The organism is Massilia eburnea (assembly GCF_050709955.1).
GTDB classification, from domain to species: domain Bacteria; phylum Pseudomonadota; class Gammaproteobacteria; order Burkholderiales; family Burkholderiaceae_D; genus Rugamonas; species Rugamonas eburnea_A.
The window spans coordinates 1-25,089 of sequence record NZ_JBNZFX010000030.1 but is presented as its reverse complement, the minus strand read 5'-3'; the positions used below and the strand labels follow the sequence as shown (position 1 = coordinate 25,089).

19 protein-coding genes are annotated in these 25,089 nt (G+C 63.5%); 2 read left to right on the top strand and 17 right to left on the bottom strand.

What is annotated here, in order from left to right; all coding sequences use genetic code 11:
• Positions 1–86: 86 nt before the first annotated feature.
• From ACQ4MM_RS15775 to ACQ4MM_RS15765, 3 genes are read right to left on the bottom strand one after another with little or no spacing between them, the layout of a single operon-like run.
• Positions 87–1,589 carry a tripartite tricarboxylate transporter permease gene (locus ACQ4MM_RS15775; protein ID WP_431478233.1) on the bottom strand — a complete coding sequence of 501 codons (1,503 nt, stop codon included), beginning with the start codon at positions 1,587–1,589 and terminating at the stop codon, positions 87–89.
• A gap of 9 nt (positions 1,590–1,598) precedes the next feature.
• On the bottom strand, positions 1,599–2,060 hold the full coding sequence (locus ACQ4MM_RS15770) for a tripartite tricarboxylate transporter TctB family protein (RefSeq protein WP_431478232.1): 462 nt from the start codon (positions 2,058–2,060) through the stop codon (positions 1,599–1,601).
• Between the two features lie 21 nt (positions 2,061–2,081).
• Entirely contained in the window at positions 2,082–3,059 is a 978-nt protein-coding gene (locus ACQ4MM_RS15765) for a tripartite tricarboxylate transporter substrate binding protein BugD (RefSeq protein ID WP_431478231.1), read from the bottom strand.
• 134 nt (positions 3,060–3,193) lie between these two features.
• On the opposite strand from ACQ4MM_RS15765, the gene ACQ4MM_RS15760 reads away from it, so the two are divergent.
• Positions 3,194–3,961 carry a substrate-binding periplasmic protein gene (locus tag ACQ4MM_RS15760; protein WP_431478230.1) on the top strand — a complete coding sequence of 256 codons (768 nt, stop codon included), beginning with the start codon at positions 3,194–3,196 and terminating at the stop codon, positions 3,959–3,961.
• Between the two features lie 22 nt (positions 3,962–3,983).
• On the opposite strand, the gene ACQ4MM_RS15755 is transcribed toward ACQ4MM_RS15760, so the two are convergent.
• The 7 genes from ACQ4MM_RS15755 to ACQ4MM_RS15725 form a co-directional block, all read right to left on the bottom strand.
• Positions 3,984–4,487: a hypothetical protein gene (locus ACQ4MM_RS15755; RefSeq protein WP_431478229.1), complete on the bottom strand. Its 504-nt coding sequence runs from the start codon at positions 4,485–4,487 to the stop codon at positions 3,984–3,986.
• On the bottom strand, positions 4,488–6,839 hold the full coding sequence (locus tag ACQ4MM_RS15750; RefSeq protein ID WP_431478228.1) for a hypothetical protein: 2,352 nt from the start codon (positions 6,837–6,839) through the stop codon (positions 4,488–4,490).
• A gap of 15 nt (positions 6,840–6,854) precedes the next feature.
• The gene (locus ACQ4MM_RS15745; RefSeq protein WP_431478227.1) at positions 6,855–9,701 is read right to left on the bottom strand and encodes a type VI secretion system Vgr family protein; all 2,847 of its coding nucleotides are present in this window, start codon (positions 9,699–9,701) and stop codon (positions 6,855–6,857) included.
• A gap of 98 nt (positions 9,702–9,799) precedes the next feature.
• The gene (locus tag ACQ4MM_RS15740) at positions 9,800–11,542 is read right to left on the bottom strand and encodes a chloride channel protein (protein ID WP_431478226.1); all 1,743 of its coding nucleotides are present in this window, start codon (positions 11,540–11,542) and stop codon (positions 9,800–9,802) included.
• The gene (locus ACQ4MM_RS15735; protein ID WP_431478225.1) at positions 11,539–11,958 is read right to left on the bottom strand and encodes a MarR family winged helix-turn-helix transcriptional regulator; all 420 of its coding nucleotides are present in this window, start codon (positions 11,956–11,958) and stop codon (positions 11,539–11,541) included. Before ACQ4MM_RS15735 ends, ACQ4MM_RS15740 begins: the two co-directional genes overlap by 4 nt.
• Before the next feature lie 44 nt (positions 11,959–12,002).
• The gene (locus tag ACQ4MM_RS15730; protein ID WP_431478459.1) at positions 12,003–12,692 is read right to left on the bottom strand and encodes a substrate-binding periplasmic protein; all 690 of its coding nucleotides are present in this window, start codon (positions 12,690–12,692) and stop codon (positions 12,003–12,005) included.
• Positions 12,693–12,780: 88 nt separating this feature from the next.
• Positions 12,781–14,370 carry a mechanosensitive ion channel family protein gene (locus tag ACQ4MM_RS15725; RefSeq protein WP_431478224.1) on the bottom strand — a complete coding sequence of 530 codons (1,590 nt, stop codon included), beginning with the start codon at positions 14,368–14,370 and terminating at the stop codon, positions 12,781–12,783.
• A gap of 67 nt (positions 14,371–14,437) precedes the next feature.
• Here ACQ4MM_RS15725 and ACQ4MM_RS15720 point away from each other — a divergent pair, with 67 nt between their 5' ends.
• Positions 14,438–15,160 carry a substrate-binding periplasmic protein gene (locus ACQ4MM_RS15720; protein WP_431478223.1) on the top strand — a complete coding sequence of 241 codons (723 nt, stop codon included), beginning with the start codon at positions 14,438–14,440 and terminating at the stop codon, positions 15,158–15,160.
• Positions 15,161–15,173: 13 nt separating this feature from the next.
• On the opposite strand, the gene ACQ4MM_RS15715 is transcribed toward ACQ4MM_RS15720, so the two are convergent.
• The 7 genes from ACQ4MM_RS15715 to ACQ4MM_RS15685 all read right to left on the bottom strand — a co-directional run.
• Entirely contained in the window at positions 15,174–16,139 is a 966-nt protein-coding gene (locus tag ACQ4MM_RS15715; RefSeq protein WP_431478222.1) for a hypothetical protein, read from the bottom strand.
• Positions 16,140–16,808: 669 nt separating this feature from the next.
• Positions 16,809–17,915, bottom strand: a complete 1,107-nt coding sequence (locus tag ACQ4MM_RS15710; protein ID WP_431478221.1) for a ribonucleotide-diphosphate reductase subunit beta — start codon at positions 17,913–17,915, stop codon at positions 16,809–16,811.
• Positions 17,916–18,082: 167 nt separating this feature from the next.
• On the bottom strand, positions 18,083–20,974 hold the full coding sequence (locus ACQ4MM_RS15705) for a ribonucleoside-diphosphate reductase subunit alpha (protein WP_431478220.1): 2,892 nt from the start codon (positions 20,972–20,974) through the stop codon (positions 18,083–18,085).
• Positions 20,975–21,311: 337 nt separating this feature from the next.
• Positions 21,312–22,808 (bottom strand): sigma-54-dependent transcriptional regulator, encoded by a 1,497-nt coding sequence (locus ACQ4MM_RS15700; RefSeq protein ID WP_431478219.1) that lies wholly within the window; start codon positions 22,806–22,808, stop codon positions 21,312–21,314.
• Complete coding sequence (locus ACQ4MM_RS15695; protein ID WP_431478218.1) at positions 22,805–24,451, bottom strand: sensor histidine kinase; 1,647 nt, start codon at positions 24,449–24,451, stop codon at positions 22,805–22,807. The genes ACQ4MM_RS15700 and ACQ4MM_RS15695 overlap by 4 nt, the downstream gene beginning before the upstream one ends.
• 8 nt (positions 24,452–24,459) lie before the next feature.
• Entirely contained in the window at positions 24,460–24,699 is a 240-nt protein-coding gene (locus tag ACQ4MM_RS15690) for a PP0621 family protein (RefSeq protein ID WP_431478217.1), read from the bottom strand.
• Positions 24,696–25,089: cytochrome C assembly family protein (locus tag ACQ4MM_RS15685; protein ID WP_431478216.1), on the bottom strand; the 394-nt coding region annotated here is incomplete at its 5' end. The genes ACQ4MM_RS15685 and ACQ4MM_RS15690, both read right to left, overlap by 4 nt.

Genomic DNA, 25,089 nt, shown 5'->3' with positions numbered 1-25,089 from the left:
CCTTGCAGCGTGTAACCGACTAGTTCATGGCGCCGACGGCTGGCACTGCAACCTTGACCAGACGGCCACGGCCGCAGCGCCGTCGCTCATTCCTCGTGGAATGCTTCTTCCCGCTTCTTGCGCAAGGCTGGCGACAGCACCACCGCCAGCGCCAGGGCCGCCAGCGCCAGCAGGGTGGCACTGATCGGGCGGTTGACGAATACCATCGGATCGCCGTGCGACAGCGTCATGGCGCGCCGCAGGTACTCTTCCAGCATCGGTCCGATGATGAAGCCGAGCAGCATCGGCGCCGGCTCGGCATCGAGCTTGGCGCAGATGTAGCCGAACACCCCGAACAACGCCATCAGCCAGACATCGAACTGCGAGTTGTTCAGGCTGAACACGCCGATCGCGCAGAACATCAGGATGGCCGGGAACAGGCGATGGTAAGGCACGGTGATCATCTTGACCCACAGGCCGATCATCGGCAGGTTCAGCACCACCAGGAACAGGTTGCCGAACCACATCGACACGATCAGGCCCCAGAACAAGTCCGGCTTCTCCGTCATCACCGCCGGTCCCGGCGTGATGCCCTGGATGATCATGGCGCCGATCATCAGGGCCATCACCGGGTTGGACGGGATGCCCAGCGTCAGCATCGGGATGAAGGAAGTCTGGGCGCCGGCGTTGTTGGCCGACTCCGGCGCCGCCACCCCTTCGATGGCGCCCTTGCCGAACTCCTTGGCATTCGGCGACACCTTCTTCTCGATCGAGTAGGAGGCGAAGGAAGCCAGCATGGCGCCGCCGCCGGGCAGGATGCCGAGCGTCGACCCGAGCAAGGTGCCGCGCAAGACCGGCGCCAGGATGCGCTTGAAGTCTTCCTTGTTCAGCATCAGCCCCGATACCTTCTTCATCAGGATGTGGCGCTCTTCGCTATGCTCCAGGTTGCGCACGATCTCGCCGATGCCGAACATGCCCATCGCCACGATCACGAAGGAAATCCCTTCCGCCAGCTCCGGCACATCGTAGGTGTAGCGCTGCTGCCCGGAATTGACGTCGGTGCCGATCATGCCCAGCAGCAGGCCCATGACCACCATGCCGATCGCGTTGAGCAAGGAACCGCTGGCCAGCACCACGGCGGCCACCAGGCCCAGCACCATCAGCGAGAAGTAGTCGGCCGGGCCGAACTTCAGCGCCAGGTCGGCCAGCGGCGGCGCGAAACATGCCACCACCACGGTGGCCACCGTGCCGGCAAAGAAGGAGCCAATGGCGGCCGTCGCCAGCGCCTTGCCGGCGTGGCCGTTGCGCGCCATCTGGTAGCCGTCGATGGCGGTCACCACCGAGGATGACTCCCCCGGCAGGTTGACCAGGATGGCCGTGGTGGAACCGCCATACTGGGCGCCGTAATAAATACCGGCCAGCATGATCAGCGCCGCCACCGGCGGCAGGCCGAAGGTGGCCGGCAGCAGCATGGCGATGGTGGCGATCGGGCCCAGGCCCGGCAGCACACCGACCGCGGTGCCGATGAACACGCCCATCAGGCAGTACATCAGGTTGGTCAGGGTGAAGGCGGTTTCAAAGCCCAAACCCAGGTTGCTTAAAATTTCCATGCCAGCTCCCTAGAAACCGAGCCAGGGGCCGAGCGCAGGTATCGGCAATCCCAACAGTTTAATGAACAGCGCATAGGCGAACCCCGCCAGGCCAATGGCCAGCAGCGCCGCCTCTTTCCAGCGGAACTTGGGGCTGGCATACGCACTTACCAGCACCAGCACCATGGCGGCCGGCACCAGGCCGGCGCCGCGCATCAGGATGCCGAACAGCACCACAGCGAGCGTGACCAGGGCCAGCGGCTTGAGGTGCAGCTTTTCCATCGGCGCGCCGTGACGGAAGAAGGAGCGCAGCACGCCCGCTGCCCCGATCACAGCCAGCAGGACGCCCAGCACGACCGGGAAGAAGGCCGGCCCCATGCGCAACGATGTGCCCATGGCCAGGTCGCCGCGCGTGAACACGGCGCCCAGCCCGACAGCGATAAATATCACCCCGATCCAGAAATCTCTCGGGTGACGGATTGCGGAAGACATCACAGACTCCTTGAGCGGCGCTTAGTCAGCGTAAACACCGGCTTTGCCGATGATCGGGCCCCAACGGTCGATATCGGCCTTCAGGTGGGTGCGCAGGGCTTCCGGCGTGGCGCGCTTGGCATCCACCGGTTCGGTGCCCAGGTCGGCAAAGCGCTGCTTGACGGCCGGATCTTTCAGCGCCACCTGCAGCGCGCCGACCAGGGTGTCGATCACAGGTTTCGGCGTGCCTTTCGGTGCGTACATGCCGTGCCACACTGCCACTTCAAAGCCCGGCAGGCCGGCCTCGTTCAGGGTCGGCACATCCGGCATCGACGGCACGCGGGTCTTGGTGGTCACGCCGTAGACCTTGATCTTGCCACTCTTGATCTGGCTGGTGGTATTGGTGGTCTGGTCGCACATGAAGTCCACCTGGCCGCCCAGCAGGTCGTTCATGGCCGGGCCGGTGCCTTTATATGGCACGGTGGTCAGGTCGGTCTGGATGGCGGTCATGAACAGCATGCCGCACAGGTGGGACGCCGAACCCAGGCCGGCATTGGCGTAGGTGACCTTGGCCTTGTTGGCCTTAATATAGGTCAGCATTTCCTTGAAGTCCTTGGCCGGGAAATCCTTGCGCGCCACCACGGTCATCGGCACGTCGGTCACCAGGCCGATCGGCTCGAAGCTGTCGATGGCGTTGTAGCTCAGCTTGCGGTACAGGGCTGGTGCGGTGGAATGGCCGATGTGGTGCAGGAAGATGGTGTAGCCGTCGGGCGTGGCCTTGGCGGCGCGCGCGGCGCCAATGGTGCCGCCGGCGCCGCCGACGTTTTCCACGATGATCTGCTGTTTCAGCTTGGTACCCATGGACTGCGCCAGCAGGCGCGCCACGGTGTCGGTCGGTCCGCCGGCGGCGAACGGCACGATCATGGTGATCGTCTTGGTTGGGTAGCTCTGAGCCTGCGCGAGGCCGGCGCCGAACAGCGGCAGGCATGCCATTGCGGTGATGAGGGCGCGTCGTTTCATGTGGTTCTCCAGTTGCTGATTAATTGTTGGATTTGCGCTACTAGTAATGTTGTACCAGCAATTATTCGAGGACACAAGTAAGGCCCTTCACTTTGATTGACTTCGCCCGCCAAGGCGCACATGATTGGCGGACTATGGCTCCCAAGCAGCACCTTGCCGCCACCATCCTGGCGCTGCCTTTGGCGGCGTCGGCGGGCTCGCTTCAGCTGTTTACCGAGTACACGCCGCCCGACATCATGCGCGAAGGTGAAAAGATTGTCGGCATCTCGCCGGACAAGGTGAAAGAAATCATGGCACGCGCCGGCATCGGCTACACCATCGAGATCATGGCCTGGCGCCGCGCCTACGAACTGGCGCTGCGCACGCCCGATTCCTGTGTGTTTTCCACCTCACGCACGCCGGAACGGGAAGCGCTGTTCAAATGGGTGGGGCCGCTGCGCGAGGTGGACTGGACGCTGTACGGCCTGGCCCATCCTCCCTTCCAGCTGGCGACGCTGGACGATGCCAGGCACTTGCGCATCGGCGGCTACAACGGCGATGTGCGCGCCCAATACCTCGTAGCGCGCGGCTTTACGGTGGATACGGCAACGGATAATTTTTCCAACCCGCGCAAATTGCTTGGCGGGCGCATCGACCTGTGGGTGACCAGCCACCAGCTGGCCAACGGAGTGCTGGCGCAGGAAGGCTTGCTCGGCAAGATCGTGCCGCTGCTCACCTTCCGCACTTCACGCGCTTACCTGGCCTGCAACAAGGCGGTGCCGGATGCGCAGGTCGCCGCGATGGCGGCGGCCATGGCCGACATGGTGAAAGACGGTACTTCGGCAGCGATTGACCGCAAGTATGCCAACTGGCGGCCAGCGCCGCCAGGCGAGCGGGTCAGCGCGACCCGGCCGGAACGGTGAAGGCCGCGCGCGGGCCCTGGTCTCAGCGTAACTCGATGCCTTCGATGAAGGCCTTGATGGCTTTGGTGGGGTCTGCTTTGGCGCCATCTTTCAAGCGCAGGATTTTCGAGAAGCCGCAAAAATTGGCTGTTTTGCCGTAAAGGCAAAAACTCAGTTCCCGCATCAACTCCTCCGGTTCGCCGTCAATTTCGTCGATCAGGCCCAGATTACCGCGGGCGTTACGCGCCCGCAGCGACAGCACCTTCATGTCTTCTACCGGCTTGTCGAACTCGTTCGGAGACGATTTGGAAATGCAGCTGAATGTCAGCTCGATTGATTTCAGCGAGCTTTTCGCGGGTGCCGGCATGGAACAGCCATTGGCGGTACACGCGAACTTTGCCGGGGGCAGCTTGGCAACGCAAGCAGCTTCTTTCGGCATCTGGTTTGGCACTGTCACTTCCTGCATTGCCGGCGAATCGGGTGCGGGCTCCGCTGCGGCGCATCCACACAGCAACAACAAGCCCAACAAATACGGTTTGCACTTCATTCAATTTCTCCTGTATTCATAACCTTCTGGGAAGGCAAATGTGGCTGCCCCTGCGGCATTGGGGAAACGTACCTCCGACAACACGGCCAACGAGCAGGCATAGGCCACACAACGCGCATCGTAGCCATTCAAGGCCGCTGCATACAGGTCGTTGATGCGGCTTGGCAAGTTGACCGCCGCCGATGCGCGCCAGAAGCTGGGGCTGCGGTAATACACGCGGGTTGCCTCGCCTGCCGTAATGGCGCGCCGCTCAAGTACGTGGTCGGCGTCGGCATACGATGCCATGCGCAACTTCGCCCAGTAAAAGCCGGCGCTATCGGAGGGCGCATAGCCCGAATCGGTCGAACCGGCCATGGCCACCCCGCGCACCTCCTCGCGCCAACCCCGAATCTGCGGCGTCAACTGGGGGAAATTCGCATCAGCCAGGGTCGCGCTGCTGCGCTGGGCCGTCGGCAAATCCATTTGCACGGTGAGCGCAGCGCGCATGGCTTGGCTCAAGGCCGCCGGCACCTGCCTGCCACGGAAGGCCCAATAATCGAGATAATTACTGGAGTGGGTCAGCTGCAGGAAGCCCCGGCCGTACCAGGGGGCGTACCAATATCCCGAGCCGCCACCTTCCGACAGGCGCCCCAGCCACTGGGTTTCCTGGATGCCGTTGCCCAGGAAAGAAGCCAGCCTCAGCGGCGAATTGATGCCAAATTTGCGGGCGGTCCGGTTCAAGCCTACCCGCTGGGTGACCGCCGCCGACGTCGCAGCCGTCAGGTTGGTGAGAATCTCCTCCCACAAATACTGGCCCTGGTGGCGCCGCATGGCATGGCGCGGCACCAGTTGCTTGAACTCGCGCGCGCTAAGCCAATGGCATTTGCGGAAGTGGGTGATGAACTGCTGCGGATGGAAATGCCAATGCGCTGCGACCAAGGGCGCCGGCAATTCGGCAGCCGGCACCGTCAAGGCCGAAATATGGCTGCGCAGGCGGGTCCAGGACTCGGCATCCAGGCCATACTCCGGATCCGACTGCAGCCAGCCCCAACGCGCATCGATACTGTCGCGGTTCCACTCGCTGGGAAATCTGCAGATGCATTTGGCCAGCGCGTCCCGCACCGCCGGGATACCCATGCGCGTGACCATTTCTTCGCGCGTCAACTGGCCATCGGCATTGCTGGCATCTTCGATCAGCGCGCGCAGCATGGCTGACTCCGAGCGGCTATCGTCATCGGCGTCGTCGTCCACCAGGCGCCAGCCCTTCCAATGCGGGAAGTCGGCATCGCTGAATTTCCGGATCCCGGCTGCCGCAAGATTGATCCAGCCGATTTGCTGGTTGCCCTGGACCCGGCGCCAGTGCGGACAATTCGCCGGCGTCAGCGTTTCGGCCGAGCCAGCCAGCAGCCGGCCAAAGCGCAGCATTTCATAGACGGCGCTGGGCGCGGGGCGGCCCCCCACATAGTGCTCGCTGATGTTGTTCGCCCGCGTATACATATCGTAGTCGGCATCGTCGTCTTCCAGCGGTGCGCCGATGCGCGTTCCGTCCAGCTGGTAGGTCGTCATCCAGGCACTGCCGCGCTGTGCGGCGGCGCCGTCGCCGCTGGCGTAGCGCATGCCGATGATCAGGTCAGTCGTGGTGGTTTCGATGGCGGCACTGGCCGGCGTCTGGGTATGGCCAGCTGGCTGGTTGCCGCCATACAGGGCGGCCCCGGCCGGCACGTGGAAATACACCTCGCCGTACACGGCGTCGGCCCGCCCATCGGCGGTCAGCGGCAACGTGCCGGTGCGGCGTCCGACCAGTTTGTTGAGGTTGGCGTCATCGCACACAATCTCCATATGCAGGTGATCGGCGGCGTTGTAAATGCGCCCTGCCACGCCGATTTCATCCTTGCGGAAGATGCGCCGCTGCGCGGCAGTGGCATTGCCGCCGGCCACCACCAGTGCGTTGCCGCGCAATGCGGACAAATGCGCAAAGACGGAATAGAACTCGATATCCTCGGCATTGGCGCCGGCGCCGGTCTCGGTGCGGTGCCGCACGATGACCATGCCGTCGTCGGTCCACGCCGCCGCCTCGCCATACGGGTTGTAATTGAGCGCGTGGGTGGGCTCGGCCACCTGCGCGGTCGGCCGTCGCGCATACACGATCTCGCCGTCGGCAATGGCGCACAGCGGCAGCGCGGTGCCGGCTTGGGCCGGCGCGTGCAGGTGCACCCCGCCGTGCCAGCCCAGGTTCAGGCTGACGGGAAAACTGCCTTCAGGAACGCTGCTGGCAGGACAGTTGACGGTCGCCGCCGGCATCGCCGCTGCCACATAAGCGGCATCCTCTGCATTATTGGCGCGCGTCGGCAGGAATGGGGGACTGATAATCATCTGGAACCGGACACTTTAAGACGAAAAGGCATACTTCTTCTTGAGCTTCATTTCGGAGCGCGGCAAGGTCGCCATGGCGTAATTGCTGCGGGCCGGCCCGACAAAGGCTTTTTTCCCGGCGTTGACCGTGATCTTGCCCGGGCACTGGATGGTGATATTGCCGCCATCGATGGTGATGTTGGCGCCGCCCACGGTGGACAGGCTGATTCTTTTGGCGGACGCAAAGTCGATATGGGCGTTCGCGCTCTTCACGTCGACCATGCCGTGCGCCTGCACGCCCAGCGCGCCTGCCTGGGCCTGGACGTCGATCGGGTCGCGCGCCGCGATCAGCTGCACGCCGACATCCTGCGCGCCCGGGCCGACCGCCCCGCCCAGCACGCCCAGCGCCTGCCCGCTGTGCACGCGCAGCTGGCCGCCGGTGGCGAACTGGCTGTCCTGGCCGCTGGCGACAACCACCACTTCGCCCGCTGCCAGCTGCACATCCCTGGCCGCGGTCAGCGCCAGGCCATCCTTGGCCGAAATCGCCACCAGCGCGGCGCTCACATGCGGCAAGCGGCCTGCGCCCGGCGCCGTCTTGCGCGCGCCGGCATCGTTGAATGCCGCATCGAGATGGCGCTCGCCGACCATGCCGGAAACGGTGGTCAGCAAGGCCTGCAACGGCGCTTCCTTCGCATCCAGCACGCTGGCCTTGGCCTTGCGCGCCCCCACGTGCGCAGCCATGCCAACCGTCTGGTGCTTGACGGCCGCATCGCTGAAGGTTTCTGCCAGCTTGACCGCCTGCTTCAGCATTGCGATGCCGGCCGTGTTGTCGCCGGCCGGATCGCGCTGCCCGGCGCCATGCTGGATCCGGTAGCTGGTGACCAGCAACCCGGCGCCGGCCCGCACCGCACCGTAGGCATCGCTGCGCAATTCCGCGCCCTGGCCGCGCAGGCTGCCACGGAAATTATCGGTGCCATGCACCAGGTGCCCCAGGTTCAATTCAGTCGCGGCCAAGGTGCTGCGCAGCTGGACGCGGCCCTGGTTGTCGGTGTCGTCGAACAGCAGCTGGTTATAGCCTTCGCCGCCGAACTCCTTGCTGCGCACGCCCCACTGCGCCGCCGCGTTGCGGTGGCCCGGACTGCCGCCGGCCGCGCCGTGCCATGCCGGGCTATGGCCGCCCGCCAGGTTACCCTGGCCCGAGACGGCATGGTCATGCGCCTGCCCGAAGGCATCGGCGGCCTGCTCGCGCGTGGCGCCGCCCGGCGTGTGCGGCACGCCGCCTTCGCCCTGGCCGTTGTACAGGGCGCCCACGATCAGTGGCCGGTCAATGTCGTTTTCCAGGAACTGCACCAGCACCTCCTGGCCAATGCGCGGCAGGAACTGGCTGCCCATGCCGCCGCCGGCCAGGCGCTGGGCTACGCGCACCCAGCACGTGGCATCGGCTTGATCCTGCCAGTGGAAGCGGATGCGCACCCGCCCCAGGCTATCGCAGTAAATTTCGTCTGCGCCGTTTGGCCGGTCGTTGCCATCGGCCCCCACCACGATTGCGCTCTGGGAGCCCAGGGCCGTAGGCTTGCAATGCTGGCGGGCCTCGCCGCCGGCATGCACGGGCCGCCATGGCAAGGCTGCGTCCAGCGCCGTGAAGCCGTTGGCGTAACCGCTGTCGGCCGCCTGCGCCAGCGTAGCGCTGAAATCTTCCGGCAAGCCGGCCAGCGGCGCACCCAGGTCTTCCAGCAATTCCGGAACAGGCCCGAATAATTCAGCCAGTCCTTGCTTGAGCGCCACCGGCAAGTTGTTGACGCCGACGCTGATCACGCGCAGCGCCACCATATGCTGGCTGCCGCCAGCGCTATCGAGCGGGCCCTGCGTGAGGGTGAAGCGGGTGCCGGCGCGCAGCGTGCGCACCGTGGAGCGGGCCTGCCACAGCTGGCTATTGGCTTCCAGGGCCTGCATATGGAGCGTGGCATAGCGCTCCGCCTCGCCGCCATCGGCGTAAAAATACTGGCCGGGATAATCGAAGCTTTCCGGCAACTGGGCATGCTTGCCGAAGTTGTTCAGGCGCGTCGGCACGCTCTTGCTGACCGCTTTCTTGGCCTTGTAGTCGTAGCTGGTCACGGCGACAGCGCCGCTGATCAGGCTGCGCGCAGCGCGCAGCGACTGGATGCTGTCGCGCTGCTCGCCAGCGCGCGCGGCGTGGTAGCGCAAGCCGCCGCCGGCGGCGCTGCTGGCGTCCTCCGGCGTGGCTTCCTTGAGCGTGCTGTCGGCGAACAGCAGCATGGTCTGCTCCTGGTCGCCATCTTCGAAGCGCCAGCCGATACCCTCCTCCGTCAACAGGCGGCGCACGAAGTCGTAATCGGATTCGCGGTACTGGCAGCAATAGCTGCGCGGCGGGATCGCCTGCATGGCAGTGTGTGCGTCGTCGCTCCAGCGCCATTTGGCGTGCGGGGAATAGTCGGCGAAGACGGCATCGACGATGTCGGCCACGCTCTTGTCCTGCCATACCCGGCTGTTGCGGCGCTGGGTCGCCAGCCAGAGCCAGGGTGTCAGGCGCAGGCGATAGCGCGCCAGGCCGCCTTCGCTGCCCAGCATGGCGGCGCCGCTGATATAGCCGTGGAAGCTGGTCCGGCTGCCATCGGCCAGGCTGGCCTGGACGGCGGCGCGCCGGCCCAGCAGCGATTGCAGGGCGACCCCGGCGCTGGTGGACAGCACGATCAGCTCGCGCGCGCCAACTTCCTGCAAGGCGTCATCGGCCAGGAAGGCTTCCACCAGCAAGCCGCCGGAACCATACTCTCCTTCCGACTCCAGCTTTAACTCATACAAACGGCTGGCACTGGAAAACTGTGCCAGGCCAGCGTAAACCTGGGTGAGGAGCTCGTTCCGCATCGAATATCCGCGCAGCAATAATTATCAAAACGCAAACGATAACAGCATTACAGAAATGCGTTCGCACTGTTGAGCTAACGGAGCGCCGCGCCTTCCTTTCAGGGCCGCAGCGTCAAGCGGCGGAAGCGGTGGCGCCGGTGCTCCTCGTTGTCCAGCGCAAGCGACGACTTGACCATGTCGCTGCGGCTGATCACGCCCACCAGTTGCCGGCCGGCGGCATCGGCCACCACCGGCAAACGCTCCAGCCCATGCACCGCCAGCCGCACCGCCACCGTGCGGCAAGTCTCGCCGCGGAGCGCCACGATGGGGGCGTTCACGCCATACAGTTCGCGCACGTGCACGGCATGGCCGGCCTGCTCCAGCGTCGCGCGATCGAGCATGCCGAGCACCATGCCCTGGCTGGTGACCGGATAGGCGCGGTGGCGCTGCGTGGTGCCGAAGTGGGAAAGCAGCACCTCGGCCACCCGCGCATCGGCGTCGATCGACATCGGGGTGGCCGTCATCACCTCCTCCACGCTATGCCGCTCCAGCGGATCAATGCCGTATTCGCGGTAGATATGATGGCCGCGGCGGGCGATCTTCTCGGTCAGGATCGAACGGTGCATGGTGATGACGGTAAAGCCATATGCCACCACCGACGCGGCCAGTACCGGCAGCAGGGCATTGGCGTCATGCGTCAGCTCATAGGCGAACACGGTGGCCATGATCGGTGCGCGCATCATGCCGCCCAGCGTGGCGGCCATGAACACCAGCGGCCAGACGGCAGGCGTGCCGCCCGGCAGGTAGGGCGCCAGCACTGTGCCCAGGCCGGCGCCCAGCATCAGCAAGGGCGCCAGCACGCCACCGGACGTGCCCGAACCGAGCGCAATCAACCACATGACGGCCTTGGCCACCAGCAGCGTCGCCACCACGCCGGCGGCCAGGTGGTTTTGCAGCAGGTCCCCGATCACGTCATAGCCAACACCCAGCGCGCGCGGCTGGAAGTAGCCGCCGATGCCGATGGCGAGGGCGCCCAGCGCCGGCCACCACATCCAGTGAATGGGCAGCTGGTGGAAGCCGTCTTCCACGCGGTACAGGGCAGTCGACAGCAGCCACGCCATGGCGCCGCACAGCACCCCTGCCACAGCGCAGGACAGCAAGGCCACCGGCGGCAGCACCGGGCTTTGCTGCGGGAACAGCGGCCCGGTTTCCATCAGCAGCGGCCGCAGGAAGCCGGCGACCGCGCAGGCAACGGCCACCGGCAGCAGGCTGCGCGGACGCAGTTCGAACAACAGCAATTCGACCGCCAGCAACAGCGCAGCAATCGGCGTGCCGAAAACAGCCGTCATGCCGGCGACCGCGCCCGCCACCAGCAGCGTCTTGCGCTCGGCGTCGCTCAGGTGGAAATGCTGGGCAAACAGCGAGCCGACCGCACCGCCGGTCATGATGATCGGCCCCTCGGCGCCGAACGGACCACCGCTGCCGATGGCAATCGCCGACGCCAGCGGCTTGAGCACCGCCACCTTGGGCGACATGGCGCTGCGCTTGAACAGGATGGCCTCGATCGCTTCCGGAATGCCGTGGCCGCGGATCTGCTCCGAGCCGTAACGCGCGATCAGCCCGATCAGCACGGCGCCGATGACCGGCACCGCGATGACCCAGGCGCCCAGCGCATGGGCCGCCGGCGACTGCGGCGCGGTAGACAGGGTCTGGAAGAAAAACAGGTTGGTAAATAGCGATATCGCCTTCAGCAGCAGCCAGGCGGTGCCCGTGCTCAGCATGCCGATCAAGGCCGCCATGGCGCCGATCGGCAACAGGCGCGCGTCGCCGCTGAAGTCGCGGCGTGGGTCGTACGGTTTCATGGTTTGGACGGCAGGTGGGGAATGGTGAACACGCCGTGCAGCGATTGCAGTTCGGCGCGGTGGATGGCAGCCAGGCGCAGCAGCACTTCTTCGCCGGCCGGCTGCAGGTGGACTTCGACCCGGCGCCGGTCCTGCGCATTGGGGCGGCGCTGCACCAGCCCGGCCGCTTCGCAGCGGCCCAGCAAGGCCACCACGCCATGCTGCTGCGCCTGCAACCGTTCAGCCAGCTCGCCGACCGTGGCCCAGTCGCGGCCGGGAAAGCCTTTGATATGCAGCAGCAGCAGGTACTGCAGCGGCGTGATGCCCTCTGCCTGGGCGGCGTTTTCGGAGAAGCGCTCGAAGCGCCGCATCTGGTAGCGGAATTCGGAGAGGGCCATGAAGTCGGCCTTGGCCAGCGAATCGGGTGGAGACGGCATTTTGTATCACAATATGATGTAAATAGCCGATCATCGTACCACCATCAATAAGCCGACCACTTTTCCGCGATTTGCTTCATTTCGCCGTGCTCGTTGAGCCGGCCCAGCGCCAGTGCGATCCTGTCCTCAAGCTCTTTGCCGACATGCCGTCCCAGCACCATGTAGAAAACCTGCGTGTCGAACACCGAAGGCAGCATCCGCACCTTCTGTTCGTGCCGGCCCCTCCTGATCTCCGAGGCCAGGCCTGGAATGCGGTAATAAAAAAAGCGCCCCCTGCCCGCCAGCAGCTTGTCGATATTCTGTGCGGTGGTATTGGCTGTGCTGTCTATCTTCAGGTTGCCCGCTTTCTTGAGCGCCGCAATCGCCCCGCTGCCCGCGTTGACAAGCACCACGCCATCCTCATTCAGCTTGCGCACGTCGTCGAAGTTCTTGGCAATGACCGTGTCATCGGCACGAACCAGCATGTGGTAGTTGACTGAGAACAGAGGCGTATCCGGAATCTTGTAAGCTGCGATGCGCTCATCGCTGCGCACCAGCCCGCAAGCCGCATCCAGCTTGCGCCCCGCGATCATTGCTTCGATGCGCTTGAGCGGCATCCATTGCTGGTCGCCGACAAACTTGAGCCCAGGATCCACTCTCTCGATCGCCCGGAATATATCGATGCAACTGCCGGCGACCGCAGCGCCCTGCGCGACAAACTTCGGCTCGGAATCGATTTGCGCGGCAACGCGAATCGCCGCCGGCTACCCGGCCCAACTCGACGCGCTAACCAAGATCCATGCAGCTGCGAAGACGTGGACATGAAGGCGCATAGCCGGCACCCTACTTCACGGGAGGCACGATGTGCAGTTGCTGCGGCTCCTGCGTGAAGTGCGGCGACATGATCTGGACACCTTCGCGGTTGAACACGTCGACCACCTTCTGGTGAAGGAGGCTGATCAGCTCGGCGCGACTGCTGGGCGAGCTCAATACCGAGCACGCCACGAGCTTGTATTCGATATAGAAATCGGACAGCGCGCTCTGGATCACATACGGCCGCGGTTCGGCAGCAATGCCCTCGGTCGTCGCAGCCGCTTCCTCCAGCATTGCGTAGACCTGGCGCCAGGGCGTGTCGTAGCCGATGGTCACGGTGGTATCCAGCACGTAGGCGCCAGGGACGGCGCGCGAATAGTTCTTGATCGTATTCGACAGTACCCAGGCATTGGGCATCGCGACGTCCACGCCCATGCCGGTGCGCAGGCGGGTGTCGAAGATTCCGGGCTCCACCACAGTGCCCTGCACGTCGCCGATGCTGACGTAGTCGCCCTTGCGCAGCGCCCTGGTGTACATCAGGATCAGGCCCGCCGCGCCCTGGCCCACAATGCTGGACGCGCCAATCGACAGCATCAGCCCCGCCAGTACCGTCACGCCCTGGAATGCGGCAGTGTGCGAACCGGGCAGGTAGGGATAAGCCATGGCCAGCGCAAACAGCCAGATCACCACGGTTCCCAGCCTGCGCGTCGGCACAGCCGTGTCGCGATCGAGCCAGCCGAAATGCAGCTCGCCGCTTTCGATGCGCTTGAAAATGGAGGCCAGCGTGGCGCTGGCAAGACGGGCCAGGACCACGATCACGGCAACCAACAGCAGGCCGGGGATAGCGCCGGCCACGTTGCTACCGATTTCGGCGGCGGTATCAAGCAGGAACTGCTGCAGGCGCTCGCCCCAGTTGCGTGCAAAAGGAATCCGCGCCAGGACGAAAGCCAGCCAGACGTAAGCAGCGAGCAGTCCCAGGAACCAGACTACAACGTTCATGGTGAGCCGCATGAAATGCACCAGGTGTTCGGCATCCAGCACGCGCACGTTGCGGACTTTGACCTGTGCCAGGCGCCGGCCCAGGATCGCCTCCAGCCGCCGCCGGGCCTGGCGGCGCAGCGCCGCCAGCAGCCACAGGAACAGCACCAGCGCACAGCTGGCCAGGGCGCACAGGGCCAGCGCTTGCGCGATATACGCAGGACTGCGCTGCTCGCGCCGCTCCAGCAGCGCCTTGCTCAATTGCGCCGCGCTTTCATGGGCAAGGAGGTCGGTGGTATCGCCCGCCAGGGCATTGACGTCGCCGGGCGACACCAGGAACAGCAGCGAACCGTCGAGCAGGACTTGCGTGCCTTCGGCGATCGAGCGAATGCCTGCCTGCTGCGGCCCACCTTGCGCAAGCGCGCGTTCGAGGCGTTTATCCGCCGCTTCGGCGCGATCGTGCGGGGTGTAGCCGCTCAGCATGGCGCGGAACACGAAGACGGTCCGGTTGCCGACTGCGAGCCGCGCGGCAGGTGCCTGTGCTTGGACAGGAGGCGTGACCGCTTGCTGGGCGTGGCTGAACTGGCTAAGCGTGAGCAGGAAGAGACAGAAAAACGCGCGTAGCAGCATGGATTCCTTCATGTCAATTTGCGTGTCATCATTGCACACAATGCCGTACAACTCAATTGGTGCCCTCGCGCCCCTACGTATGAAAACGTTGCGCCTGCTCACCCTCTTCTGCCTGCTGCTGTCCGCCCCGCGCGGATGGTGCGGTGAACTCGTCGTGCTGGTCGACCGCGCCGCCGACATGCCCATGTCGCGCATCGAGAATGGCCGCCTGACGGACGGCGTGCACAAAATGCTGGGAGAGGCGCTGGCCCGCGGCACCGGGCGCGAACTGCGTTTCCTGCTGTTGCCGCGCAAGCGAATTGCCAGGGCCTTGCAGCAAGGCGAGGCCGACATCCTGTGCGGCTACACGCCGGAATGGATCGAGGGGGACTATCTTTGGACCGAGACAGTATTCACGGCGGAGGAAGTGCTGGTGACCGATGCCAGCCAGCCGCAACCGCATGCCATTGCCGACCTGCGCGGACAGGCCATCGGCACCATCCTCGGCTACCAGCACCCGGAAATCGAAAAGATCCTGGGTGCCGGCTTTGTGCGGGACGATTCGCCCAATATGGAAACCAACCTCGAGAAACTCGCGCGCGGCCGCGTGCACCACATCTTGATTGCGCGCGGCGTCCTCGAATACCGGCAGCGCCTGCGGGCCATTCCGCTGAAATTGCATCCGCCGCTGCCCGCGGCAAGTTTCAACACACGCTGCGCGGTCTCACGCAAGGGCCATCTCAGCCTGGAAGAGGCTAATCGCGCGATCGCTGCCGCCAGCAAGGACGGCACGCTCGCGCGAATCTTGGCCCAGTTCCGTTAGGCACCGGTTCGGCTCACGAGCCGACGTTCTTCAGCTCTTCCGGCATCAGGTAGGTGTAGCTCTTGGGATCGAACATCACCTTCCACGTCTTGGCCTCGACCTGCGAGCCGCCCTCCATGCCGGCATTGCGCGTGATGTACAGCGGGGTAAAGGTCGCATCAGTCACAGGGTCTGTACGATAAGACCATTGCAGTTGGGTGCAACGTGGTGGAACAAGCTCGAACTCCTCCTCCCCCTCTTCACCCGAGGCTTCCTGCGCGCCCTCGCCTTCCGCTGGAGCCGTCTTCTTTTCACCTTTGGCCTTTTCCCAGTCGGCATACTGGCTCTCGGTTTCCTTGCAGTTGCCGGCCCCGAGGACCTGGAATGCGGCGTTGAACTCAGTCAGCACGGCGATCTGCTCGTTGCGAGGCGCCAGCACCACGTTGCTGGTGGTGGTGAAATGTTCGCCCACGCCAGACTCATTCGAGATGGTCTTCACCACCCATCCCCACACATCCGCACTCAGGGCTTCGAAATGCACGCGTTCCGGCGTCACCGGATCGACACCGCTCGGGCGGCGCGGATCGCTGTGTTCATAAAGCTGGCCATCGCGGTAACGCAGTTGGAACACGCCGTAGAACGAATCGTCCTCGTCCTTCGATGCGATGGCACGGCCGCTGGTGACCAGGTAGAGCTCATCCCCTTCTTTGCCGTCCACTTTCTTTTGCTGCACAACGGTCACGAGGTACGTTACATGGCTCGTTTCATCGACATAGAGCCAGCCTTGCTGGGTCTCAGAGTACTTGCCATAGTTGCGCGTCATGACGCCGTCGATAGCTTCGTTGGCGTCGAAGGTGCGCGGCGCTTGCGGCTTGGATTGCAGCGCCATCACGGCGATCAGCACCGAAAACAGCAGGCCGACTGCGGCAAAGATATAGATAGCAATGCGGCCCAGCTTTTTGACGCGTTTTGGCTGTTCCGGGATAGTGGTTTCTTCCATGTTGTACACTGGCAATGTTAATAGACGCGCAATTATACAAAAGCCAAGGAAACTTGAGTTCAGCCGTGCGCACCCGAATGGAACTAGCAGCCTGTTGCCGAATGGGATAGCTATGGCGCGGTCATTTCCGCCGCTGAAGACGGTTCGTTGGCACTGACAAGCTAGGCAATGCCCACGCAATCTATCGGGCGGATGGCGACGGCTGTATTTTGGACCACGTGATAGCTTCGCTCACCGAGCCAAAAGCCAGCGGAGAATTTCGCATTCACTCTGTTATCGCCGGCCTCGCAGTTGATGGCGACCGCAGTGTTTATTTACTTGCGCATGCTGGCGTCCAGCTTCCAGACTTCGCCGTCCCAAGTGCTCCTCCCTAAAAGTAAGGATGCTCATACACCCGTAGAACTTGATCCAAGAATCGAAAGCGTTCGGCGAAGGCATATGCCACGTGCCAACCCCAGATTGCCATTGGGCGCGCATACGCCAGCAGGATGGTGGGTGTCATCGTCGTCTCCTCGGGTTCGTAAAGACACGACGAGCGAAGCAGCGGCGAATCGACAAAAAGGCCCAATTGCGCCTTCTGCACTGTTAGTCGAGCATTGCTGTTTGCAAAATCCATGAAAAAGCAAAAGCCCGGCATTGGCCGGGCTTTTGCTTGGGGACAACCGGGAATTAATCCCAGCTCAGCGCGCCACCGGTCTGGTACTCGGTCACGCGGGTTTCGAAGAAGTTGCGTTCCTTCTTCAGGTCGATCATTTCCGACATCCATGGGAATGGATTCTCGTCCTGGTCGAACAGGGTTTCCAGGCCGATCTGGGTGGCGCGGCGGTTGGCGATGAAGCGCAGGTAGCCTTTGAACATGGCTGCGTTCAGGCCCAGCACGCCACGTGGCATGGTGTCTTCCGCATAGCGGTATTCCAGCTCGACTGCCTGCAGGAACAGGCCCTTGATCTCTTCCTTGAAGGCCGGGGTCCACAGTTGTGGATTTTCCAGCTTGATGGTGTTGATCAGGTCGATACCGAAGTTGCAGTGCATCGATTCGTCGCGCAGGATGTACTGGTACTGCTCGGCGGCGCCCATCATCTTGTTCTGGCGGCCCAGCGCCAGGATCTGGGTGAAGCCGACGTAGAAGAACAGGCCTTCCATCAGGCAGGCGAACACGATCAGGGACTTCAGCAGTTGCTGGTCGGTCTCCAGGGTGCCGGTCTTGAAGGTTGGTTCAGTCAGCACGTTGATGAACGGGATCAGGAACTGGTCCTTGTCGCGGATCGACGCTACTTCGTTGTAGGCGTTGAAGATCTCTTGCTCGTCCAGGCCCAGGGACTCAACGATGTACTGGTAGGCGTGGGTGTGGATCGCCTCTTCAAACGCCTGGCGCAGCAGGTACTGGCGGCACTCGGGAGCGGTGATGTGGCGGTAGGTGCCCAGCACGATGTTGTTGGCTGCCAGCGAGTCGGCGGTAACGAAGAAGCCCAGGTTACGCTTGACCAGGCGGCGCTCGTCTTCCGTCAGGCCGTTCGGATTCTTCCACAGCTCGATGTCGCGCTGCATGTTCACTTCCTGCGGCATCCAGTGGTTGGCGCAGCCGGCCAGGTATTTGTCCCAGGCCCATTTGTATTTGAACGGCACCAGCTGGTTGACGTCGGTCTGGCCATTGATGATGCGCTTGTCGTCGGCGTTGACGCGCAGGGCGACTTGTTCGGCGCTGGCTTCGGCAGTGGCGCCCTGTGGTGGGGTTTGGCGCGGGGCGGCCGCGGCTTCATCGTCCCAGGATAGCATTTGTTTTTTCCTCTTTGATTTATTCTTTGAACCGGCAAACCTGGGTCAGACCCAAGGGTCTGACCCTGTCTGCTCGACTGTCGGCGGTGCTTTTAGGCCGCGAACTTTGAATTGACTGGGTCTGACCCTTGGGTCAGACCCTGGTTTGCCGGGTTTACCTTATTGTATTACTGGCAGGCTTCGCATTCCTCGAAACCGTCGTCACCAGGACGCAGGTAGCAGGCGGCGCCATCTGGCTCAGCAACTACGGCAGCTGGGGCGTCCGGCACGTTCGCGGACACGGCGTTCAGGGCGCCGGTGCGGGAAGTCGACTTCTCCATGTGCGAAGCAGCTATGGTGCGCAGGTAGTAGGTGGTCTTCAGGCCACGCAGCCACGCCAGCTTGTAGGTTTCGTCCAGGGTCTTGCCGGATGCGCCAGCCATGTAGATGTTCAGCGATTGGGCCTGGTCGATCCACTTCTGGCGGCGCGATGCGGCTTCCACCAGCCAGCTTGGCGACACTTCGAACGCGGTGGCGTAGATGTCGCGCAGGTCTTGCGGTGCGCGATCGATCTTGCTCAGCGAGCCGTCGAAGTATTTCAGGTCGGCGATCATCACTTCGTCCCACAGGTCGCGTGCCTTCAGGTCGCGCACCAGGTAGGCGTTGATCTCGGTGAATTCGCCGGACAGGTTGGACTTCACGTACAGGTTCTGGAAGGTCGGTTCGATGCAAGCCGACACGCCGATGATGTTCGAAATGGTCGCGGTCGGGGCGATCGCTACGCAGTTCGAGTTACGCATGCCGAACTTGGCGATGCGTTCACGTACCGGGGTCCAGTCCATCGCGGACGACAGGTCCTGCTCCAGGTAGCCGCCACGCTGTTCTGCCAGCAGGCGCACGGAGTCTTGCGGCAGGATGCCGCGCGACCACAGGGAACCTTCATAGGACTCGTACTTGCCGCGTTCTTCGGCCAGTTCGGTCGATGCCAGGTAGGCGTAGTAGCAGACCGCTTCCATCGAAGTGTCGGCAAACTGCACCGCTTCCATCGAGGCGTACGGTACGCGCATCATGTGCAGGCAGTCCTGGAAGCCCATCACGCCCATGCCGACCGGACGGTGGCGCATATTGGCGTTGCGTGCTTTTTCAACTGCGTAGTAGTTGATGTCGATGACGTTGTCCAGCATGCGCATCGCGGTGCGGATGGTCTTTTGCAGCTTGACGTGGTCGATCTTGCCCTCTTTCATGTGGGCAGGCATGTTCACGGAACCCAGGTTGCAGACGGCGATTTCGTCGTCGCTGGTGTTCAGGGTGATCTCGGTGCACAGGTTCGAGCTGTGGACCACGCCGACGTGCTGCTGCGGCGAACGGATGTTGCATGGGTCCTTGAAGGTGATCCATGGGTGGCCGGTTTCGAACAGCATCGACAGCATCTTGCGCCACAGGTCCAGCGCTTCGATCTTCTTGAACACGCGGATTTCACCGGCAGCGGCTTTGGCTTCGTAGCCCAGGTAGGCTTCTTCGAAGGCCTTGCCGACCTTGTCGTGCAGGTCAGGCGTTTCGGACGGCGAGAACAGGGTCCAGTGGGACTTTTCCATCACGCGCTTCATGAACAGGTCCGGAATCCAGTTCGCGGTGTTCATGTCGTGGGTGCGGCGGCGGTCGTCGCCGGTGTTCTTGCGCAGGTCGAGGAATTCCTCGATGTCCATGTGCCAGGTTTCCAGGTAGGCGCAGACTGCACCTTTGCGCTTGCCGCCCTGGTTCACTGCCACCGCGGTGTCGTTCACCACTTTCAGGAATGGAACCACGCCTTGCGACTTGCCGTTGGTGCCCTTGATGTGGGCGCCCAGTGCACGCACCGGGGTCCAGTCGTTACCCAGGCCGCCAGCGAACTTGGCCAGCAGTGCGTTTTCCTTGATGGCGTCGTAGATGCCTTCCAGGTCGTCGGACACGGTGGTCAGGTAGCAGGAGGACAGCTGCGAACGCTGGGTGCCGGAGTTGAACAGGGTCGGGGTCGACGACATGAAGTCGAAGGTCGACAGCAGGTTGTAGAACTCGATGGCGCGCGCTTCGCGGTCGGTTTCGTTCAGGGCCAGGCCCATGGCGACGCGCATATAGAAGGCCTGCGGCATTTCGATGCGGATATCGCGCACGTGCAGGAAGTAGCGGTCGTACAGGGTTTGCAGGCCGATGTAGCCGAACTGCAGGTCGCGGTCGGCCACCAGGGCCTTGGCCAGCTTGGCCAGGTCGAACTTGCCCAGTTCTTCGTTCAGCAGTTCAGCGGCGATACCCTTGGCGATGTACTGTGGGAAGTACTCGATGTAGGCTGCGGCGGCGCCGGCTTGCGGCACTTCCTTGCCGAATACTTCCTTGCGGATGGTGTGCAGGAGGATGCGGGCGGTCACCTGGGAGTACGCAGGGTCCTTTTCCATCAGCGCGCGGGCAGCCAGGATGGCGGACTTGTGCAGTTCTTCGACCGGCACGCCGTCGTACAGGTTCTTCACGGTTTCGGCCAGGATGGCGTCGGCATCGACGTGCTTTTCCAGGCCCTTGCAGGCGGCGCCGATCAGGTCGCGCACTTCCTGCATCACCAGCGGACGGGCAACGCCGTTCTCGGTGACATTGATCTGCGGTTCAGCGGCGGCGGCGGAGCCGGCAGCTTCTTTCTTCAGGCGGCGTTCTTCCATGTGCTTGGCGCGGTACAGCACGTAGGAACGCGCCACATCGTGTTCGCCGGAGCGCATCAGGGCCAGTTCAACCTGGTCTTGCACGTCTTCGATATGGAAGGTGCCGCCGGTTGGCTGGTGGCGCATCAGGGCGGTCACCACTTTCTGGGTCAGTTCTTCCACCAGTTCGCGGATGCGGGCGGAAGCCGCACCCTGGCCGCCATTCACCGCCAGGAAGGCCTTGGTCATTGCCACGGCGATCTTGGATGGCTCGAAAGCTACCACGGCGCCGTTGCGGCGGATGATGCGGTAGTCGGCCAGTTGGCTAGCGGAAACAGCGACGCCGCCAGCGGTTTCGCCAGCGGAAACAGGCACTTGAGATGCCTGAGTGGTGGAAATGTCTTGGGTAGATTGCATTTATGCTCCGCGTATTCAGTATTTGTTTATGACCACTATATCTAGTGAACCATCGAATTCTGTCCACTAATTGTAGTGACGGGATCCGGATCGTACAAGGTGAAATTTTTTCGTTTAGGCCACGTTTTCTTATTGACTTTTCATAGCCCCCATCGCTAAAGGCGATCGGCGGTGAGCGAGCACTAACACTGCTTTTTGTGTGCTGATTTAATAAGCAATGTTGCAGTGCAGCACAGTCTTGTGCATTGGCGAAAACGCTACAGCTGGCAAGGGGTTTTTCGCGGCGGAGCGGGATTATAGACCAATCGGGCGGCGGCTGCCCCGCCGCCGCCAACCGTCAGCCCGGATCCTGGATGTTCAGCTTCTGCATCTGGTAGCGCAGCTGGCGGAAGCTGATGCCCAACAGCTGGGCAGCCTGGGTGCGGTTGAAATTGGTCTGGGCCAGGGCGCGAGTCAGGATATCGCGCTCGACCGCTTCCAGATAGGCCGGCAGATTGCTGGGCAGGACGTCGAACACCGGCAGCGGCGGCATGGATGGCTCGCTGCCCGTTGGCGCCGGCGCCGCAGCCGCAGCGTCAGCCGCCAGGCTTGGCGCCGCTGCCGTGCCGGCAGGACCGGCCGGCTGGCCGCTGGGTGCGGCCGGTGCTGCCACCGGCGCGGCGGCGGGCACGGCCGGCGGCAAGGCGCCGCCCTTCAGCGCCAGGTCTTCCGCCGAGATCACGCCATCGTTGGAAAATGCCAGCGCGCGTTCCAGGATGTTCTCCAGCTCCCGCACATTGCCCGGGAAGGAATAGCCCTTCAAGACGTCCAGCACGCCGGGCGCCAGCACCACCTTTTGGCCAAAGCTGCCGAGCCGCGTCAGGATCGCTTCGACCAGCTCATCCAGGTCATCGAGCCGCTCGCGCAACGGCGCCAGGCGCAGCTCGATCACGTTCAGGCGGTAAAACAAATCCTGCCGGAACAGGCCATCTTCCACCAGCTTTTCCAGGTTCTTGTGGGTGGCGGAGATGATCCGCACGTCGACCGGCTCTTCGGCCGTGGCGCCGATCTTGCGCACCCGCCGTTCCTGGATCGCGCGCAGCAGCTTGACCTGCATCGCCAGCGGCAGGTCGGCCACTTCGTCCAGCATCAGGGTGCCGCCATTGGCAGCCTGGAAGAAGCCATCGCGTTCGTCGGCCGCACCGGTGAAGGCGCCCTTGCGGTAGCCGAAGAACTCGGCCTCCATCAGCGCTTCCGGAATGGCGCCGCAGTTGACGGCAATGAAAGGCTTGTCCGCGCGCGAGCTCTGGGCGTGGATTTCGCGCGCCGCCAGCTCCTTGCCGCTGCCCGACTCGCCATTGATGGCAATCGGTGCCATCGAGCGCGCCAGCCGGGCAATCTGGGCCCGCAGGGCCTGGATCGCGGCCGAACTGCCGCGCAGCCGGCTTTGCAGCTGGCCGCGCGCCGGGGCGGCGGCCGGCGCGCTGTCGCTCACCTTCAAGGCCGACTGCACCAGAATGCGCAGCTGCTCGAGCTGCACCGGCTTGCTGACATAATCAAAGGCACCCGCCTTCAGCGCCACCACGGCATTTTCGGCGCTGCCGAACGCCGTGACCACCGCAATCGGGATGTTCTTGCCGCTGGCAGTCACCTCGCGCACCAGGTCCAGCCCGAGGCCGTCGGGCAGGCGCATGTCGGTCAGCACCAATTGATAATCTTTTTCGGCAAAATGCTGGCGCGCTTGCTGAAGGGTTTCGGAGCTGTCCACGTCCAGCCCCATCTTCAGCAAGGTAATTTCCAGCAATTCGCGCAGGTCGGCTTCATCGTCAACGACCAGGACACGTGGAGAAGTCATGTGTTTTTCGCAAATGTAATCACAAAGCGGCCACTCGACTTGCGCGCGCCGCCCTCTGTCACGCTGTCTTCGAAACGGTGCTCGTAGTCCAGCATGGCTTCGTTATTCAAACACAATTCGCGCGCCAGATACAGGCCCAGGCCGGTGCCCTTGCTCGATGTTGTATAAAACGGTTCGAACAGGTGGGCCCGCACCTGCGGCGAAATGCCAGGGCCATCGTCCTGCACGTGCAATTCCAGCGGCCGGCCGGCCACCTGCACGACGAAGACGCGGATGCTGGCCGGGGTGCCGCTGGCGTAGCGCACCGCGTTATTGAGCAGGTTGATCAGCACTTCGCGCAAATGCAGCGGGTCGAAGCGCACCATCACCTGGGCCATGCCGCCCAGGCATACGATCTTTCGGTCCAGCTTATGGGTTTCGTCGAACTCGGCCTTCAACTCATTGAGGAAGGATTCCAGTTCCATCGGGTCATGGTGGCTTTGCGCCTTGCGCGACAGCTGCAGGATGTCCTCCACCATGCGGTTCACGCGCGCCACGTTGTCGCTGATGATCCGCAGCAGGCGCTTGTGCACCGGCGCCTGCAAATCCTCTTCCAGCAGCGAATTGGCGTGGCCGATAGCCGATAGCGGGTTGCGCACTTCATGCGCGATGCTGGCAGTCAGGCGGCCCATCGAGGCCAGTTTGAGCTGCTGCGCCTTTTCCTCAATGCCGGTCACGTCCTCCAGGAAGATCACGTTGCGTTCCACATCCAGGCCGTTGGTATCGGCTGCGGCAAAGCGCAGCTTCAGGTGCAGCGAGACGTCGCGCCGCGAATTCCAGGCGGCCGTCAGGTCTGCCTGCTCCGGGTCTTCGAACGGCTTGATGGTGATGAAGGCACTGGCCTGCTGCGGATCGCCGCGCCAGGTTTCGTAGGCGACCGCGATCGGCTGCAGCGCCACGCCGTCCAGCACCTGCGCCGCGCCGCCCAGCATTTGCTGCGCCGCCGGATTGCTCATATGGATGGTGCCGTCCGGCCCGACCACCAGGATGCCGTCGGCTGAATGCGCGATCACCAGCCGGTTGACGGCCTGCTGCACGCCGATTTCAATACCGCGCTGGGCCGCCAGCTCTTCCTGGCCGATCAGGCGCGCCGCCATGCGGTTCACGATCAACACCACGGCAAACCAGGCAACGCCGTACAAGCCGGCCTGCAAGACCAGCGACTCGCCGCCCGAAATGGCGAGGTAGGTGCTGTCGGCCAGCATGAACAAGGTAGCCAGCGAGGCGCTGAACAGCGACAGCACAAGCGGCGCCAGGATGGCGCAGCCGGCCAGCGGGAACAGGTACAGGATCGCCAGCCCGGAGCGCAAGCCGCCCGCCGCAAGGTAGAGCAGAGAAATGCAGGTCAGGTCGCAGGCCACCTGCGACATCAGCTGCAGCATGAAGTGGCGGCGCCAGCGCATGGCCAGCACCTGCGTCGCCACCGCCGTCAGCAGGTAGACCCCGCAGACCTGCACTTTCAGTTCGCGCGAAAACAGGTCGCCGGCACTGAAATACAGCACCAGGACCAGGGCGATCACAATGCGCGTCGCGCCCAGCGCTTTCAGCGAACGCCAGAAGGTGTCGCGCGAGGCGGCCGACAGGGTATGGAGACGGGCAAACACGCTGTATCTTAATGCGGCGCGTGCGCCGCGCTGCAGTAGTCAAGGCCGTTGGCCGGCACGTTTTCGGACGCAGGGAAATGCACGCCGCAATGGGCGCATTGCAGCATCTTTTCGATCTGTTGCGGCTCGGCCGCGCGCGGCTGTTGCGGCTGGCCGCCTTGCGGCGGGCCGCTCATCTTGCGCAATTTGCTGCGGATGGCGGCGATCACCAGGAAGATCAGCGCCAGCCAGAACAGGAGTCGTGTCATGCCAAACCTCGATGTAAAACCACTTCCAGGACAAAACGGCTGCCGACATAAGCCAGCAGCAGGGTGGCAAAGCCCGCCAGCGTGAAGCTGAGGGCCGTCTTGCCGCGCCAGCCGCGGAAATGACGGCCGGCCAGCAAGGCGGCGAACAGCACCCAGGACAGCAGGGTGAAGACCGATTTATGGTCCCACTTCAGCGCCCGGCCAAACAATTCTTCGCTGAACACGATGCCCGACAGGACAGTCAGGCTAAGCAGCGCGAAGCCGAAGGCGATCAGGCGGAACAGCAGCTTTTCCATCGTCAGCAAGGCCGGCAACTGGTCCAGCGCCGCGGCGAAAAACCCCGGCCTGTCGCTGCGCGTATGCAGGCGCGACTCCTGCAGCGCCATCAGC